Here is a 14,905-nt window from a genome sequence, read left to right as displayed (position 1 = left end):
TTTCGAGAACGACAAAGGCCGGTTGATCAGAAAACCTTCTTGATCCAGTTGTGCGGATCCGCTGCACGGCCGTACTGGATGTCCACCAGTTGCTTGCGCAGTCCCATCGCCACGGGGCCAGCGGCGCCACCGTTGATCGCGAAATCGCCGCTCGCGGAGCATACCTTGCCGATCGGCGAGATGACGGCCGCGGTGCCGCAGGCGAAGGCCTCTTTCAGCTTGCCGCTGGCGGCGTCAGCGCGCCACTGCTCGATGGTGTAGGCTTCCTCGCGTACGCGGGTGCCGGCCGCCTTCGCGAGCGTGATGATCGAATCTCGCGTGATGCCCGGCAGAATGGTGCCGAGCGGTGGCGTCAGCAGCGAGCCGTCGTCGAATACGAAGAAGATGTTCATGCCGCCGAGTTCTTCGATGTAGCGGCGTTCGACCGCATCGAGGAAGACCACCTGATCGCAGCCGTGCTTGATGGCTTCGGCCTGCGCGCGCAGGCTCGCGGCGTAGTTGCCGCCGCATTTGACGGCACCGGTGCCGCCGATGGCAGCGCGCGTGTAATTCTCTGACACCCAGATCGAAACCGGCGCAGGTCCGCCCTTGAAATAGGAGCCGACCGGCGATGCGATGACGGCGAAGATGTATTCCGCAGACGGCTTCACGCCGAGGAAGACCTCGCTCGCGATCATGAAGGGCCGCAGATAGAGACTGCCTTCGCCGCCCGGCACCCAGGCACGATCGATGCGCACGAGTTGCTCGACCGCTTCGACGAACACGGCCTCCGGCAGCGGTGCCATCGCCATGCGATCGGCCGAATTCCAGAAACGCTTGGCGTTGGCGTCGGGGCGGAACAGGTTCACGCCGCCGTCGTCGCGTTTGTAGGCCTTGAGGCCTTCGAAAATTTCCTGCGCGTAATGCAGGACGGCAGCCGCAGGATCGAGCGGGAAGTTCGCGCGGGATTCAACGCGGGCGCCATGCCAGCCTTTGTCCTGATTGTAATGGACGAGGGCCATGTGGTCGGTGAACACCCGGCCGAAGCCCGGATCCTTGAGCTTTGCCGCGCGCTCGGTTTCTGGCGTCGCGTTTACGGTGGGCTGAATTTCGAAATTCAACAAGATCGCGCCATCGATTTTATCGAACGACACTCCCATGGGTCTTCTCCCGTTCTGCGGTTCGGCGGCTGCGCCGGAATGCCCGCGCGCCAGGCCGTCACTCGCCAAGCCATTACGATTTCGCGAAATCTGTGAAGTCCAGTATGTTTCGCGCCGGGCAGGAGGACAATCAATCGCTAGATTGAACCGCTGCCTTGTTATTTCTCGAGGCCTTCGTGAACTGGCGGTATTTCCGAAAGTTTCGCGAAAGGCACCTGCTTTGTAACGTAACACCAAAATATGTCAATATGGCTGACATAAATGTAAAAGCATCCAGATCCGAGCCTTTGGGCGGCCGTTCCCCCGCACCGGAGGTCCGCTGGGATATTGTCGAACTTTTGTTCTTCGCCTACCGCGATTTCGTCGGCGATGCCGACCATGTGCTGGAGGAATTCGGCTTCGGCCGCGCGCATCACCGCGTGATGCATTTCGTCCAGCGTTATCCGGGATTGAAGGTCGCTGACCTGCTGGAGGTTCTGCGCATTACCAAGCAGTCGCTGGGGCGGGTGCTGAAGCAACTCCTCGACGAGGGTTACATCATCCAGCGCGCCGGCGACAGCGATCGCCGCCAGCGTCTTCTTTTCGCCACCGCCAAGGGCGAAGCGCTGGTGGTGAAACTGGCAGGCCTGCAGACCCGCCGCATCGACCGCGCGCTCACGCCGCTCGGTCCGGAGGGCGCGGAGATTGCACGCAAGTTCCTGCTCGGCCTCATCGACCATGATGATCCCGACAAGGTGCTTGAAGTCATTCTCAAAGGCGGCAGCCCGGATATGAGGACGAGATCGTGAACGAGACGGCGGTTGCTGCGAAAAGGCTGAAGCCGATCAACGATGAGGCGCCGCATCTGCTGCTGGTGGATGACGACCGCCGCATCCGCGATCTGCTGTCGCGCTTTCTCGGCAATGAGGGTTATCGCGTCACCACGGCGAAAAGCGCCGCCGCTGCGCGCGCCAAACTGACCGGCCTGCATTTCGATCTCCTGATCCTCGACGTGATGATGCCAGGCGAGACCGGCTTTGAGTTCGCGCGTTCGCTGCGCGAGACCTCGCAGGTGCCGATCATCATGCTGACCGCGCGGCATGAGGCGGAAAGCCGGATCGAGGGATTACAGATCGGCGCTGACGATTATATCGCGAAGCCCTTCGAGCCGCGTGAGTTGCTGCTGCGCATTGCCAACATTCTCAAGCGCGTCACGCCGGCTGCAGTGGAAGCAGTGGAGTCGGTCGCGTTCGGACCTTACGTTTATCATCTGGAGCGCGGTGAACTGCGCAATGGCGACGAGGTGATTCATCTCACCGACCGTGAACGCGAGATGCTACGGATTCTCGCGGCGGCGCCGGGCGAGACCGTGCCGCGCGGGATGCTGACCGGAAACGGTGTCAACGGCAACGAGCGTGCGGTCGACGTCCAGATCAACCGTCTGCGCCGTAAGATCGAACGCGATCCCGCCAATCCGCTATTCCTGCAGGCGGTGCGTGGCATCGGCTACCGGCTCGTCGCCTCGCCATGATCGCAGCCGTCCGCCCAGCAGTTATTTGCCCATGAGCATGCTCGAATCCGCAAAGTCCGTGCTGCATCCGCTGTTCCGGGGCCTTTCGGTGCTGAACGAGTGGTTCGCCCGCGGGCTCAAGGAATTGATGCCGAAGGGACTTTATGCGCGGGCGTTGCTCATCATCATCGTGCCGATGGTGATCCTGCAGTCGGTCGTCGCCTTCGTGTTCATGGAGCGTCACTGGAACACGGTGACGCGGCGTCTATCGGCGGCGGTGGTGCAGGACATTTCCGCGCTGATCGATGTCTACAAGACCTACCCTCAGGACAAGGATCGCGTGCAGCTTCGCCGCATCGCCCAGACACGCCTCGGCCTCGTGGTGGATTTCCTGCCGCCGAACGACATGCCGCCGCCCGGACCGAAACCGTTCTTCTCGCTGCTCGATCAGGCGCTGTCGCTGCAACTGAGCCGTCAGATCGGTCGCCCGTTCTGGATCGATACGGTGGGCCGCTCCAATCTCGTCGAAATCCGCATCAAGCTCGACGATACGGTGATGCGCGTTTACGCGCAGCGCAGCGCGGCCTATGCCTCGAACTCGCAGATCTTCATCTTCTGGATGCTGGGCACGTCGTCGATCTTGCTGATCGTGGCGGTGCTCTTCCTGCGCAACCAGATCAGGCCGATCCTGCATCTGGCGGATGCGGCAGAGAATTTCGGCAAGGGCCGCGACGCGCCGGATTTCCGTCCGCGCGGCGCCCGCGAGGTGCGGCGCGCGGCGCAGGCTTTCATGGAGATGAAGGAGCGCGTCGAGCGCAGCATCGAGCAGCGCACGACCATGCTCGCGGGCGTCAGTCACGACCTGCGTACCATCCTGACCCGTTTCAAGCTCGAACTGGCGCTGATCGGCGACGGCACGGAAGCCGAAGGCATGCGCAAGGATGTCGACGAAATGAGCGGCATGCTGGAGGACTATCTGGCGTTCGCGCGCGGCGACAGCGGCGAGCAGGCGACGTTGACCGACATGGCGCAGGCGCTGGAGGAATTGCGCAGCGATGCCGAGCGTCACGGTCATCCGGCGAGCGTGACCTTCGAGGGCGACCCGATGGTCACGGTGCGTCCGGCCTCGTTCAAGCGCTGCCTCGCCAATCTGGTGTCGAATGCGGCCCGTCATGCCGACACGATCTCAATCACGGGCTATCGTGACGACCGCTGGCTGACGGTGACGGTGGACGACGATGGCCCGGGTATTCCGCTGCACCTGCGCGAGGAAGTGTTCAAGCCGTTCCTGCGGCTCGACGATGCGCGCAATCAGGACGAGGGAGGCACCGGCCTCGGCCTTGCCATCGCCCGCGACATCGCGCGTGCACACGGCGGCGACATCACACTCGCCGACAGCCCGCTCGGTGGCCTGCGCGCCGCAGTGCGTGTGCCAGTGTAGGAATTACTTCGCGAGTTCTCTGGAACGTTTTGTCGCCGCCGCCACAGCGCGCGTCAGCAGCGGTTGGAAGCCGCCCGGACCCATCAGCACGTCGAGCGCGGCAGCGGTGGTGCCACCGGGCGAGGTGACGTTCTTGCGCAGCGTCTCGCTTGTGAGCTCCGAGCGATGCAGAAGCTCGCCGGAGCCCGCCACCGTTTCACGAGCCAGTCGTGTCGCCAGTTCCGGGGAAAGCCCCGCAGCGACACCGGCGCGGGCGAGTTCTTCCGCGAGCAGGAAGACATAGGCCGGACCCGAGCCCGACACGGCGGTGACGGCGTCCATCAGTGCCTCGTCGTCGATCCATTCGACGCTGCCGGTCGCGCGCAACAGCGCATCGGCGATGGCGCGCTGATGTTGGTCGACGCCGTTATCCGCAACCGCGACAGTGATGCCGCGTCCGATGGCGGCCGGGGTATTGGGCATCGCCCGCACCACCTTGCCGCCGCAGGCCTGCGAGAGCTTCGCGATCGGCACGCCCGCCATGATCGAGATCACCAGTGTGGAAGATGTTACGAGCGCGCGCAGTTGTGACGCAGCGTCCGCGAACATTTGCGGCTTCACCGCGGCCACCAGCACCGCGGCCTTGCCAAGCTCGCCTTGTGCAGGATTAACGCGCAGGCCTTTCGCGGCCAGCGCCGTAATCTCGTCCGAGGGCGCGGGATCGATCACAGCGAGCTTGCCGGCGTCGACGCCCTGCGCAAGCCAGCCTGTGAGCATTGCTCCACCCATCTTGCCTGCGCCCGCAAGCACGATGGAGCCGCTCAGGTTCGCGAGCGCGTTTGTAGATGTGGTCATCGAAGCAGCCTCTCAAAACGTGTCAGGCGTGTCTGTGCGCCCGCGGACGCGGTCACCCGTCGCTTCGCAAATTGTCTTGTGAGGGATTGCCCGGGTCAAGCCCGGGCATGACGCGTGGAGCTGCTCAGGCCTCGCCCATGGTGTCGAACATCGCGGCCGACATGGCCTCCGCCGCGGTCTTGCCGCTCCAGACCACGAACTGGAAGGCGGGGAAGTAACGCTCGCAGGCCATCACCGCTGTTTCGAACATCGTTTCGCACTGCGCGTTGGTGGCGCTCATGTTGCCCGGCAGCAGCAGCGATTGCCGGTGCATCACCACGCCTGATTGCGACCAGAGATCGAAATGGCCGATCCACATCTGCTCGTTGGCGCACGCGATCAGGCGCTGCACTTCGGCACGGCGGGCTACGGGAATCTTCATGTCGAAGGCGCAAGCGAGATGCAGCGCATCGATCTCCGGCATCCACGTGAACGAGATCTGGTAATCGGTGAAGCGGCCCTTGTAGACGATCGTGACTTCGTCTTCGCCGGAGCGTTCGAAGGCAAGGTCGTTGCTGGCCGCGATTTCCTCGACCACCGCGAGAGGGCTGGAGGCTGAATCGAAAGTGATGTCCAAGAGGGACATGCGGGCTTCATCCTGTCGATTGGTGCACGCGGAACGAGATGCAAAAACGGTTGACGATCATCGTCGCCACAAATCCGAACCGGCTTGGTCGTTCAGGCCGTCCGAAGGTGCATGAGAATTGATCTGTGATTTGCGACTCGGGCGCAATCGAACGGCGACTCGTTCCACAGGCATTCGGAAAAAAATCGCAGTCATCAACAGGCGAAAAGAGAACAAACCGGAATCAAATCGGCGATTGCGACTCCGGCGCGAAAATTTCGCGTCATGCGAGTCCCGTAAGGGGTTGCATCAATGATTCAGGCCACGCCCGGCTAGGCCGTGCGGAGTGCTGGAGCAGGGAGGGATACTGCGGACTGCGCGAGCTGCTTCAGTCGAACAAGCTCGACACCGACTCTTCGGAAGCAGTGCGGTCGATGGCTTCGCCGATCAGGTTTGCGATCGAGAGCGAGCGGATGTTTGGAGCGTTGCGGATCGCTTCGGTCGGCTGGATGGAATCGGTGATCACCAGTTCTTTCAGCTTCGAGCCGGTCACGCGTGCTACCGCTCCGCCGGAGAGCACGCCGTGGGTGATATAGGCGTAGACATCTTTGGCGCCGTTGGCGAGCAGCGCATCGGCCGCGTTCACCAGCGTGCCGCCTGAGTCGACGATGTCGTCCACCAGTACGCAGGTGTAGCCGGAGACGTCGCCGATCACGTTCATCACCTCGGACTCGCCCGCACGTTCGCGGCGCTTGTCGATGATCGAGAGCGGTGCGTTGATGCGCTTTGCGAGGCCGCGGGCGCGGACCACGCCGCCGACGTCGGGAGACACTACCATCACGCTGCCGAGGTCGAACTTCTCGCGGATGTCGCGCACCATCACCGGCGCGGCGTAGAGGTTATCGGTCGGGATGTCGAAGAAGCCCTGGATCTGGCCGGCGTGCAGGTCGAGCGTCATCACGCGGTCGGCGCCTGCATGGGTGATGAGGTTGGCAACGAGCTTGGCTGAGATCGGGGTGCGCGGGCCGGCCTTGCGGTCCTGCCGGGCGTAACCGAAATACGGGATCACCGCGGTGATGCGGCGCGCGGAAGCGCGGCGCAGCGCATCGATGATGATGAGCAATTCCATCAGGTGGTCGTTGGCCGGGTAGGATGTGGACTGCACCACGAACACGTCGGAGCCGCGGACGTTTTCCTGAATCTCGACAAAGACTTCCATATCGGCGAAGCGCCGGACCACGGCCTTTGTCATCGGAAGGTCGAGGTGGGCCGAGATCGCCTGCGCCAGTTCCGGATTGGAGTTGCCGGTCACAAGCTTGATCGAACCGTTCTTCGCGGACGCAGAAGCCTTGTCCCGCGTCTTCGTTCCTACGCTCGTCAGCATGTCGGCAGGTCCCTGATACCCGGCTCTTTACAGTTGCCGGGGTGATAACAAGCACATACCGCCGCGGCAATAAGACGTGCGTTATTTTCCCGGTGAATCGGAAACTATTGGCCGCTGAAGGCCAGCGCCTGGGACGATGCACCGGTTTCCGGCGTCTCGCTGGCCGGCACGGCCGCCACGGCAGGGTCGGTGGCCTCGGGAACCGGCGGGGCTGATTGGGCTGGTGCAGCGCCGCCATTGACCAGACCGACGAGTCCGCTCAGGCCCGCCTGGGAAATCTTGCGTAGAACTTGGTCGCTGGCGGCGTCCCAGGCATCGGCTCCGGCCGTTCCCGCGGGTTCGGTGCCGCTGAGCCGGACCGCACGGTTCTGGTCGACGTCGTAGATATCCCAGACCCAGGCAATAGAGGCATTGTGGCTGCCGCGCTTGATCTGGGCGGCGTAATAGCTGCGCACCCGGTAGGAGGGATTGGCCTCCCGCGACACCACGGAAATATGGCGGCTGGCGCCTTCGGTCTCGAGCGTGCGGACAAGGCGCTGGAATACCTGCGGGGGCGGTCCGTCCACGGACTCGAAGGCGACCGTCGGGCCGAACCCCTGCGACGCCATGGGGCTGGGGCCTTCCGCCGTGCAACCTGCGGTCAGCAGTGCGAGAGCGCCGAACGCCAGCCAGCGCAAGCTTTTTGCCCGGCCAAACCTGCTCGCTGCCATCGTCAGGGCTGAAAGCATCAAGAATCGCACCCCCACCGGCGTCTGTCGCACCGTGGGCGAAATCGATATCGTTAAAATGCATTAACGTCTAGTACCGCCGATTTGAAGTCCCTGCATCACTCTCGGCAGCCTTGCGACGGGGACTTCAAATCGAAAGCGGTACTAGAATTATAATTTTCCTAGTACCCTTTGCTTTCCGAAGTTCGCTAAGGCGGGTGCTGCGAGTATTGCGAACTTCGGAAAGCGGGTACTAGGGCAGACCGGCGGATGCCATGGCTTGGTTAATCCAGCACCAGCGCATGGATATTGCGTCCGTAGTCAGGCTCCGCGTGATGCGTCGTGCGCCGGTAGCTGAAGAAACGTGGGTCGGCATAGGTGTCGAGCCCCACATCGTCGATGGCTCCGATTCCGGCCCGCTCCAGCCGCGCGCGGATGTAGCCCGCGAGGTCGAACATTGCGTGATCGGTGCGTGACGAAGGAACGAAGTAGCGTGCGTTGGCGGAGTCGGTCGCGGTGAAGCGTTCCACGAATTCCGCGCCGACCTCGTAGCTCTGCTGGCGGATCAGCGGACCGATCGCCGCGCGGATGTCGGCCTTATGCGCGCCGAGCGTTTCCATCGCTTCGAGCGTTACCTCGATGACACCACCGAACGCGCCTTTCCATCCGGCATGTGCCGCCCCGATCACCCGCGCTTTCGGATCGGCGAACAGCACCGGCCCGCAATCCGCGGTGGTGATGCCGATGGCGAGTCCCGGCGTGTTCGTCACCAGCGCGTCAGCATGCGGGCGTTCCGATGTCGCCGGCCACGGTTCGGTGACGATGGCGACATCGGGCGAATGGACCTGATAGACGGTGAGGAAATGCGACGGCACAACGCCGAGCGCATCCGCCATGCGGCGGCGGTTTTCGGCCACATGCGCCGGATCGTCGTTCGACCCGAGCCCGCCGTTCAGGCTCTCGTAAAGTCCTTCCGACACGCCGCCTTCACGGGTGAAGAAGGCGTGACGCAGCCCCGGCAGATCTGACAGCAATGAGGATGTGATGATCATGAATCGGATAGCGCCGCGAGCGTCGGAATGGAGGGATGCGACAGGCCGAGCACCTTGAACAGCGAGCCCATCGCGTTCGGGCCGCTCTCGACCAGCCGCTTCAGCGCACTGGCAACATCGCCCGCGCTCTGCGAGGTGGAGTGCTTGATGAGGGTTTGCGCGCGCGTCTCGATGCCGAGATGGTTGAGGAATGTGCCTTGCTCGACGGGGCCGTGCGTCAGCACGTCCATCACCCGTGCGGCATCCGCGAGCGCCTGGAAATCGACATGGGCGGTGAGGTCCGCGGTGCCGGGAGCGCGCAGCGGATCAGTGTATTTGTGCTTGGCGACGGCCTGGAAGGTATCGCCCGCGTCGCTGCGGATATGGCCGTAGTCAATCAGCAGCGCGGCGCCACTGAACTCGCGGATGCGGCGCGCGAGCGCCATGATCTCGTTGGCCTCACGCCATTCGAAGATCGTGCCGTTCGGCGCGTTGCGAACGTGAGGCGGCACCGAGATATCGAAGCGCGGCGTCGGATCGGGCGCGGTGGTGAAGACGAAAATGTCGTCGTCGACGTCCACCATGCGCTCGTGCCAACCGGTGTCTTTCTTGACCATCTGGTGGATTGGCAGCACGTCGAAATATTCGTTGGCGAGAATGATCGCCGGACCGTCCGGCACGTCACCGAGCATGTGATGCCACTGAAACGGTTTGACGTCGGCAAGCGTATCGCGCTGGATCGCGCGCAGTGACGGACTGAGCTCGATGAGATGCACGTCAACGGCATCGAAGAAGGCAGGCAGAATCCGGATCGCGCGTAGCGCGTCCGCCATCATGGTGCCGCGGCCGGGGCCGAGTTCGATCAGCTGGATACGCTCGGGCATGCCCATCGCGCTCCAGACCGAGGCGGCCCACAGGCCGATCAACTCGCCAAACATCTGGGAAATTTCAGGTGCGGTGGTGAAATCGCCGCCACGGCCGAGCGGATCGCGGTTGACGTAATAACCGTATTCCGGATGCGTCATGCACAACTGCATGTAGCGAGACACCGGCATCGGCCCCGCTGTGGCGATCAACTGACGCAGATGAAGCTCGAACGGCGTGTATTCGATCTCGGTCACGATGCCTCGTTGTTGCGCGCGCCGCGCCGTAACGCCACGCCGATGAATGTCAGTCCCGCCACGATCATGGGGACAGACAATATCATTCCCATTGTCAAACCGCCCCAGAGAAATCCGAGCTGCGGGTCCGGTTCACGGAAAAATTCGCCGGTGATGCGTGCAAGGCCGTAGCCGGTCGCAAAAATACCGATGATGAGGCCGGGTCGTTTCAACGCGCCGCAACGGATCGCGACGGCGAGCGCAATGAACAGCAGCACGCCTTCGAGACCTGCTTCATAAAGCTGGCTCGGATGGCGTGGCACCGGGCCGCCAGTCGGAAACACCATCGCCCACGGCAGATTCGGATCGGCCGGCCGGCCCCACAATTCGCCGTTGATGAAATTTGCAAGCCGCCCGAGCAGCAGGCCGATCGGGCCGACCGCGCAGGTTACGTCGCCGAGCGACAGCACCGGAATCTTGCGGCGATACCCGAACGCCAGCACGGCGACGACGCAGCCGAGGAAGCCGCCATGGAACGACATGCCGCCGTTCCACAATTCGAAAATCTGCGCCGGGTGTGCGATGAAGAAATCGAGATTGTAGAACAGCACGTAGCCGGTCCGGCCGCCGAGGATGATGCCGAGCGTCACCCACAGGATGAAATCGTCGAAGTCGAGCGTCGTCATCGGCGCGCGGCCACCCCACAGCTTCTCTGTGCGGATGATGCTGCGAGCATAGCGCCAGCCGATGACGATACCGCCGATATAGGCGAGCGCATACCAGCGGATCGCGAGCGGCCCGAGCTTGATCGCGATCGGGTCGAAGGCCGGAAACTGGAGCAGGAGCGGGATGAGCGTCGCGGTAAGGAGGATGGTGGACAGCATCGGCGGTTCGATCCCCGTGGACGGTCATCACGTCATGCGGTCATGGCCGCTGGGGCGGGGGGAAGTCAAGCATGCCTATGATGAGATCACATCAAAGCGCTGCGAGACGGCTTGCGCGCGCGCCATCCGATCCCCATTGTGTGGAGAAACCTGGCCGCAGCGGCCATCAGGAGAGACAGATGACCCAGACCAGCAACCGTTTTTTCGATGAAGTCGCGCGCCTGATGAATGATGCCGCCGGCGCTGCTCAAGGCGTCAAACGCGAGGTCGACACGGTGGTGCGCCATCAGGCAGAGCGCATTCTCAACGACCTCGACCTCGTCAAGCGCGAGGAGTTCGACGCGGTCAAAGACATGGCGCGGCTCGCGCGCGAGGAGAACGAGACGTTGAAGGCGCGGATCGCCGCTCTCGAAGCCCGGCTCGGCAGCGGCTCCGGCGGTTAACGAAAAGCCGTTACGCCGCCAGCGCCACCGGGCGGAATGCCTGCAGCAGCGGCTGGTCGATCTGCGTCCGCATCTGCTCCATCGCCGCGATCGCATCCTGATGCGACATCGGCGGGCTGTCGGCGCGATCCTCGACCAGCATCGCGAAGATGTCGACGATGGTGATCATCCGCACGATATCGGAAATCTGATCGCCGCTCAGTTGCTGCGGATAGCCGGTGCCGTCGAGCAGTTCGTGGTGATGCAGTACCACGTCGAGCATTTCCGGCGGAAAATCGCCGTGCGCCTTGAGCGCGTCGTGGCCGATCTGCGTATGTTTGGCGAGTACGGCTTCTTCCTCAGGCGTCAGTGCCTCGGACTTGTCGAGGATCTCGACCGGAATATAGGCCTTGCCGGCATCGTGGATCAGCGCGGCGCGGGCGAGGCGGCGCTGGTCTTCGTTGCGCATGCCCAGGTGCTGGGCGAAGGCGACGGCGTAGCCGGTGACGAACAGCGTGTGACGGTAGCTGCGAACATGATGCTTGCCGATCGCGACGAGCCATTCGCGCAGACTGGAGCGCCGCAGCGCCCGCAAAATCTTGTCTTCCGCATGGACGATGTCGTTGTAGGACAGCGGCTGGCCTGCCGGCAGCTTTTCGAAAATGCGCGCCACCACGTCTTGAGCGGCGGTGACGCCTTCGCTCAAGATAATGCTCGCGCTGGTTTCTTCCTCCGTCTGAGGAAAGGAGAGGGCGACGCGCTGCAGGATTGTCTTGGGATCGAACGGCCAGCGGATGGTGTCGGTCGCGCCGAGTGACCAGGCCTGCGTCGCTTCCCGGTGCAGCGAATCCGACAGCACGAAGAGCCGCGGCACGCCCTGATAGGCCTTGCCTGTCAGCTTGCGGCGGACCGTCTGGACGCTCGGAACCGAGGACAGATCGATATCGATGACGACGCCCGCGAAATCGTCCGGATCGTCCGGCATCTCGGCAGTCGTCATGCGTTCGACCTCGCCCGCCTTGCCGAGAATGGCAATCAGGTCGTCGCTGCGGTCGGTGCGGTCAGATGCAAGGAGCACGCGCCTTCTGGCGGCGGACCGGTATGCAAGCGTCATCTTGGCCTCTTCTGGAACCCATTTTGCCGGGGCGTTCTTCCGGCCCCGGAAATCTAGGGCAAAGTTCCGATAAAACCGTTTCGGAACCCTTAGAATTTTACCCGTCAGCCAGTTTTTGCGGTGAAGGCCGGGCCCGGAGCCGGGAATGGTTTCGGCTCGGTTTTCATGCGTCTTCCTTGTTTTTTCGAGCCGTTGGGGCTAAGAACCGGCTCGTTCGCGGCCCCCGCACCCCTGGAGGCTTGCCGCGGCGACCGAACGGGCCGCGTTTGCGGCCCTTAAATTTTGCAAAAACAAGGACTTACACTATGGCGACCGTCAAGGAATTGAAGGCGACCGCTCGTCCGAAGGCCGGCAAGGGGGCCGCTCGGGCTGAACGTCGTGCTGGCCGCGTGCCGGCAGTGATCTACGGCGACAACAAGCCGCCGGTCACGATCTCGCTCGATGACAAGGCTCTGCGTCAGAGCATTTTCGCAGGCCACTTCCTCACCACGCTGTTCAACATCGATCTCGATGGCCAGAAGCACCGGGTGATTCCGCGCGACTACGCGCTCGATCCGGTGAAGGACTTCCCGCTTCATGTCGACTTCCTTCGCCTTGGTGAAGGCGCGACCATCCGCGTCAGCGTTCCGCTGCACGTCAAGGGCGCCGAAGTCTCGCCGGGCGTGAAGCGTGGCGGCACGGTCAACATCGTGAACCACACGGTCGAACTCGAGGCGGATGTCGAGCACATTCCGCAGTTCATCGAGGTCGATGTCTCCAAGCTCGAAATCAACAACTCGCTGCACATCAGCGATGTGGCGCTGCCGAAGGGCGTGAAGCCGGTGTCGCGCGATGACGTGACGCTCGTCACCGTCGTTCCGCCGTCAGGCATGGGCGAAGAAGCCAAGCCTGCTGCCGAGGCTGCTGCAACTCCTGCGGCCGGTGCTGCTCCTGCGGCCGGTGCTGCGGCTCCTGCGGCTGGCGCTGCCAAGGCCCCTGCGGCCGGCGGCGACAAGAAGAAGTAAGAGACGACCTACGCCATGCGCCTGTTCGTCGGACTGGGGAATCCCGGATCGAAGTACGAAGGCAATCGGCACAATATCGGGTTCATGGTTCTCGACGAAATGGCGCGGCGTCACGGTTTCTCACCGTGGCGCCGTCGCTTTCAGGGCGAGACCTCCGAGGGCGTGCTGGATGGTGAGCGCATCATTCTCCTGAAACCTGCGACCTACATGAACGAATCCGGTCGCGCGGTGCAGGAGGCCGCTAATTTCTTCAAGCTCGGCGAGAGCGATGTCGTGGTATTTCACGACGAGATCGAATTGCCGCCAGCGAAGGTTCGCGTCAAAGTCGGCGGCGGTATCGCCGGTCATAACGGCTTGCGCTCGATCTCGTCGCATGTCGGCAACGAGTATCGCCGCGTCCGGCTCGGGGTCGGGCATCCCGGCGTCAAGGAACTGGTGCACATCCATGTGCTGAACGATTTCGCGAAGGCCGAGCGGCCGTGGGTCGAGGCGCTGTGCGATATCGTGTCCGACAACGCCGCGCTGCTCGCGCAGGGCAAGGACTCTGCGTTTCAGAATAAGGTCCATCTTGCGATGGATGCCAAGGGCTTCGGTCCGAAGGACGACAACAGCGACAAGTAATCTGGCGCTGACGATCAAGGGGATATCATGGGATTCAAATGCGGCATTGTCGGATTGCCGAACGTCGGCAAATCCACTCTGTTCAACGCGCTGACGGAAACGGCGGCGGCGCAGGCGGCGAACTATCCGTTCTGCACCATCGAGCCGAATGTCGGCGCGGTGGCGGTGCCGGACCCGCGGCTCGACAAGCTCGCGGCCGTCGCCAAGTCAGCACAGATCATCCCGACGCAACTGACGTTCGTGGACATCGCGGGCCTCGTGAAGGGCGCGTCGAAGGGCGAGGGTCTCGGCAACCAGTTTCTTGCGACCATTCGCGAGGTGGACGCGGTGGCGCATGTGGTGCGCTGCTTTGAGGATTCCGATATCACCCATGTCGAGGGCCGGATCGCGCCGCTCGCCGATATCGAGACCATCGAGACCGAGTTAATGCTCGCGGACCTCGAAAGCCTCGAAAAGCGCGTCGACAACCTCAGCAAGAAGGCGAAGGGCGGCGACAAGGATTCCAAGGAGCAGCTCGACCTCGTCGAGCGAGCGCTGAAACTACTGCGCGACGGCAAGCCCGCTCGCTTTCTCGAGCGCAAGCCGGAGGAGGAACGGGCATTCCGGATGCTCGGCCTTTTGACCTCGAAGCCGGTTCTCTATGTCTGCAACGTCGAGGAAGGTTCGGCCGCCGCCGGCAACGCCTTCTCGCAGGCGGTGTTCGAGCATGCGCAGAAGGAAGGCGCGGTCGCGGTGGTGATTTCTGCCAAGATCGAATCCGAGATCGCGACATTGTCACGTGAGGAGCGTGCGGACTTCCTGTCGACGCTCGAACTGGAAGAGGCCGGTCTCGACCGCCTGATCCGCGCGGGTTACGACCTCCTGCATCTCATCACCTACTTCACTGTAGGTCCGAAGGAGGCGCGCGCCTGGACCATCACCAAGGGCACCAAGGCTCCTGGCGCTGCGGGCGTGATCCATACCGATTTCGAGAAGGGCTTCATCCGCGCCGAGACCATCGCTTATGACGATTATGTCACGCTCGGCGGCGAAGCGGGTGCGCGCGATGCGGGCAAGCTTCGGTTGGAAGGCAAGGAATATGTGGTCGCCGATGGCGACGTGATGCATTTCCGCTTCAATACCTGATCGAAG

16 protein-coding genes are annotated in these 14,905 nt (G+C 62.9%); 7 read left to right on the top strand and 9 right to left on the bottom strand.

Features of this window, described 5'->3' with window-relative positions:
- Positions 1–26 precede the first annotated feature (26 nt).
- The gene (locus HMPREF9697_RS09810) at positions 27–1,139 is read right to left on the bottom strand and encodes a branched-chain amino acid aminotransferase (RefSeq protein WP_002717048.1); all 1,113 of its coding nucleotides are present in this window, start codon (positions 1,137–1,139) and stop codon (positions 27–29) included.
- Between the two features lie 248 nt (positions 1,140–1,387).
- On the opposite strand from HMPREF9697_RS09810, the gene HMPREF9697_RS09805 reads away from it, so the two are divergent.
- The 3 genes from HMPREF9697_RS09805 to HMPREF9697_RS09795 are packed head-to-tail and all read left to right on the top strand — an operon-like array spanning position 1,388 to position 4,069.
- On the top strand, positions 1,388–1,927 hold the full coding sequence (locus tag HMPREF9697_RS09805) for a MarR family winged helix-turn-helix transcriptional regulator (protein WP_040307891.1): 540 nt from the start codon (positions 1,388–1,390) through the stop codon (positions 1,925–1,927).
- On the top strand, positions 1,924–2,649 hold the full coding sequence (locus tag HMPREF9697_RS09800; protein ID WP_002717046.1) for a response regulator: 726 nt from the start codon (positions 1,924–1,926) through the stop codon (positions 2,647–2,649). The genes HMPREF9697_RS09805 and HMPREF9697_RS09800 overlap by 4 nt, the downstream gene beginning before the upstream one ends.
- 31 nt (positions 2,650–2,680) lie before the next feature.
- Positions 2,681–4,069 carry an ATP-binding protein gene (locus tag HMPREF9697_RS09795; RefSeq protein WP_002717045.1) on the top strand — a complete coding sequence of 463 codons (1,389 nt, stop codon included), beginning with the start codon at positions 2,681–2,683 and terminating at the stop codon, positions 4,067–4,069.
- Between the two features lie 3 nt (positions 4,070–4,072).
- Here HMPREF9697_RS09795 and proC read toward each other — a convergent pair whose 3' ends face one another.
- From proC to lgt, 7 genes are all read right to left on the bottom strand, one after another.
- Positions 4,073–4,903, bottom strand: coding sequence for a pyrroline-5-carboxylate reductase (proC, locus tag HMPREF9697_RS09790; protein WP_002717044.1), 831 nt, complete (start codon positions 4,901–4,903; stop codon positions 4,073–4,075).
- A 124-nt stretch (positions 4,904–5,027) separates the two neighbouring features.
- On the bottom strand, positions 5,028–5,528 hold the full coding sequence (locus tag HMPREF9697_RS09785; protein WP_002717043.1) for a type III secretion system chaperone family protein: 501 nt from the start codon (positions 5,526–5,528) through the stop codon (positions 5,028–5,030).
- A 367-nt stretch (positions 5,529–5,895) separates the two neighbouring features.
- Positions 5,896–6,891, bottom strand: coding sequence for a ribose-phosphate pyrophosphokinase (locus HMPREF9697_RS09780; protein ID WP_002717042.1), 996 nt, complete (start codon positions 6,889–6,891; stop codon positions 5,896–5,898).
- Positions 6,892–6,995: 104 nt separating this feature from the next.
- Positions 6,996–7,619, bottom strand: a complete 624-nt coding sequence (locus HMPREF9697_RS09775) for a hypothetical protein (protein ID WP_244597933.1) — start codon at positions 7,617–7,619, stop codon at positions 6,996–6,998.
- 263 nt (positions 7,620–7,882) lie between these two features.
- Complete coding sequence (gene pgeF / locus HMPREF9697_RS09770) at positions 7,883–8,650, bottom strand: peptidoglycan editing factor PgeF (protein WP_002717040.1); 768 nt, start codon at positions 8,648–8,650, stop codon at positions 7,883–7,885.
- Positions 8,647–9,750: a class I SAM-dependent methyltransferase gene (locus tag HMPREF9697_RS09765; protein ID WP_002717039.1), complete on the bottom strand. Its 1,104-nt coding sequence runs from the start codon at positions 9,748–9,750 to the stop codon at positions 8,647–8,649. Before HMPREF9697_RS09765 ends, pgeF begins: the two co-directional genes overlap by 4 nt.
- Positions 9,747–10,580, bottom strand: a complete 834-nt coding sequence (lgt, locus tag HMPREF9697_RS09760) for a prolipoprotein diacylglyceryl transferase (protein ID WP_430642238.1) — start codon at positions 10,578–10,580, stop codon at positions 9,747–9,749. The genes HMPREF9697_RS09765 and lgt overlap by 4 nt, the downstream gene beginning before the upstream one ends.
- A gap of 212 nt (positions 10,581–10,792) precedes the next feature.
- On the opposite strand from lgt, the gene HMPREF9697_RS09755 reads away from it, so the two are divergent.
- Positions 10,793–11,056 (top strand): accessory factor UbiK family protein, encoded by a 264-nt coding sequence (locus tag HMPREF9697_RS09755; RefSeq protein WP_002717037.1) that lies wholly within the window; start codon positions 10,793–10,795, stop codon positions 11,054–11,056.
- Between the two features lie 10 nt (positions 11,057–11,066).
- Here the strand turns inward: HMPREF9697_RS09755 and HMPREF9697_RS09750 are convergent, their stop codons facing one another.
- Positions 11,067–12,149, bottom strand: a complete 1,083-nt coding sequence (locus HMPREF9697_RS09750) for an HD-GYP domain-containing protein (protein WP_002717036.1) — start codon at positions 12,147–12,149, stop codon at positions 11,067–11,069.
- Between the two features lie 305 nt (positions 12,150–12,454).
- Between HMPREF9697_RS09750 and HMPREF9697_RS09745 the strand changes: the two genes are divergently transcribed.
- Genes HMPREF9697_RS09745 through ychF form a run of 3 tightly spaced genes read left to right on the top strand, consistent with a single transcriptional unit; the run spans position 12,455 to position 14,899 of the window.
- Complete coding sequence (locus HMPREF9697_RS09745; RefSeq protein WP_002717035.1) at positions 12,455–13,153, top strand: 50S ribosomal protein L25/general stress protein Ctc; 699 nt, start codon at positions 12,455–12,457, stop codon at positions 13,151–13,153.
- 15 nt (positions 13,154–13,168) lie between these two features.
- Positions 13,169–13,774, top strand: coding sequence for an aminoacyl-tRNA hydrolase (gene pth, locus HMPREF9697_RS09740; RefSeq protein WP_002717034.1), 606 nt, complete (start codon positions 13,169–13,171; stop codon positions 13,772–13,774).
- A gap of 27 nt (positions 13,775–13,801) precedes the next feature.
- Complete coding sequence (gene ychF, locus HMPREF9697_RS09735; RefSeq protein WP_002717033.1) at positions 13,802–14,899, top strand: redox-regulated ATPase YchF; 1,098 nt, start codon at positions 13,802–13,804, stop codon at positions 14,897–14,899.
- The last annotated feature ends 6 nt before the right edge of the window (positions 14,900–14,905 follow it).

Origin of the sequence: Afipia felis ATCC 53690, from assembly GCF_000314735.2 — a bacterium.
In the GTDB taxonomy this organism is placed as follows: domain Bacteria; phylum Pseudomonadota; class Alphaproteobacteria; order Rhizobiales; family Xanthobacteraceae; genus Afipia; species Afipia felis.
The sequence above is the reverse complement of the archived record's forward strand: the minus strand, read 5'-3'. Positions and strand labels throughout refer to the sequence as shown.

Bases quoted from the DNA above. Each gene is read 5' to 3' on its own strand.
- HMPREF9697_RS09810 (WP_002717048.1), bottom strand. From the start codon at position 1,139: ATGGGAGTGTCGTTCGATAAAATCGATGGCGCGATCTTGTTGAATTTC.
- HMPREF9697_RS09805 (WP_040307891.1), top strand. From the start codon at position 1,388: ATGGCTGACATAAATGTAAAAGCATCCAGATCCGAGCCTTTGGGCGGC.
- HMPREF9697_RS09795 (WP_002717045.1), top strand. From the start codon at position 2,681: ATGAGCATGCTCGAATCCGCAAAGTCCGTGCTGCATCCGCTGTTCCGG.
- proC (WP_002717044.1), bottom strand. From the start codon at position 4,903: ATGACCACATCTACAAACGCGCTCGCGAACCTGAGCGGCTCCATCGTG.
- HMPREF9697_RS09785 (WP_002717043.1), bottom strand. From the start codon at position 5,528: ATGTCCCTCTTGGACATCACTTTCGATTCAGCCTCCAGCCCTCTCGCG.
- HMPREF9697_RS09780 (WP_002717042.1), bottom strand. From the start codon at position 6,891: ATGCTGACGAGCGTAGGAACGAAGACGCGGGACAAGGCTTCTGCGTCC.
- HMPREF9697_RS09775 (WP_244597933.1), bottom strand. From the start codon at position 7,619: ATGCTTTCAGCCCTGACGATGGCAGCGAGCAGGTTTGGCCGGGCAAAA.
- pgeF (WP_002717040.1), bottom strand. From the start codon at position 8,650: ATGATCATCACATCCTCATTGCTGTCAGATCTGCCGGGGCTGCGTCAC.
- HMPREF9697_RS09755 (WP_002717037.1), top strand. From the start codon at position 10,793: ATGACCCAGACCAGCAACCGTTTTTTCGATGAAGTCGCGCGCCTGATG.
- HMPREF9697_RS09750 (WP_002717036.1), bottom strand. From the start codon at position 12,149: ATGACGCTTGCATACCGGTCCGCCGCCAGAAGGCGCGTGCTCCTTGCA.
- HMPREF9697_RS09745 (WP_002717035.1), top strand. From the start codon at position 12,455: ATGGCGACCGTCAAGGAATTGAAGGCGACCGCTCGTCCGAAGGCCGGC.
- pth (WP_002717034.1), top strand. From the start codon at position 13,169: ATGCGCCTGTTCGTCGGACTGGGGAATCCCGGATCGAAGTACGAAGGC.
- ychF (WP_002717033.1), top strand. From the start codon at position 13,802: ATGGGATTCAAATGCGGCATTGTCGGATTGCCGAACGTCGGCAAATCC.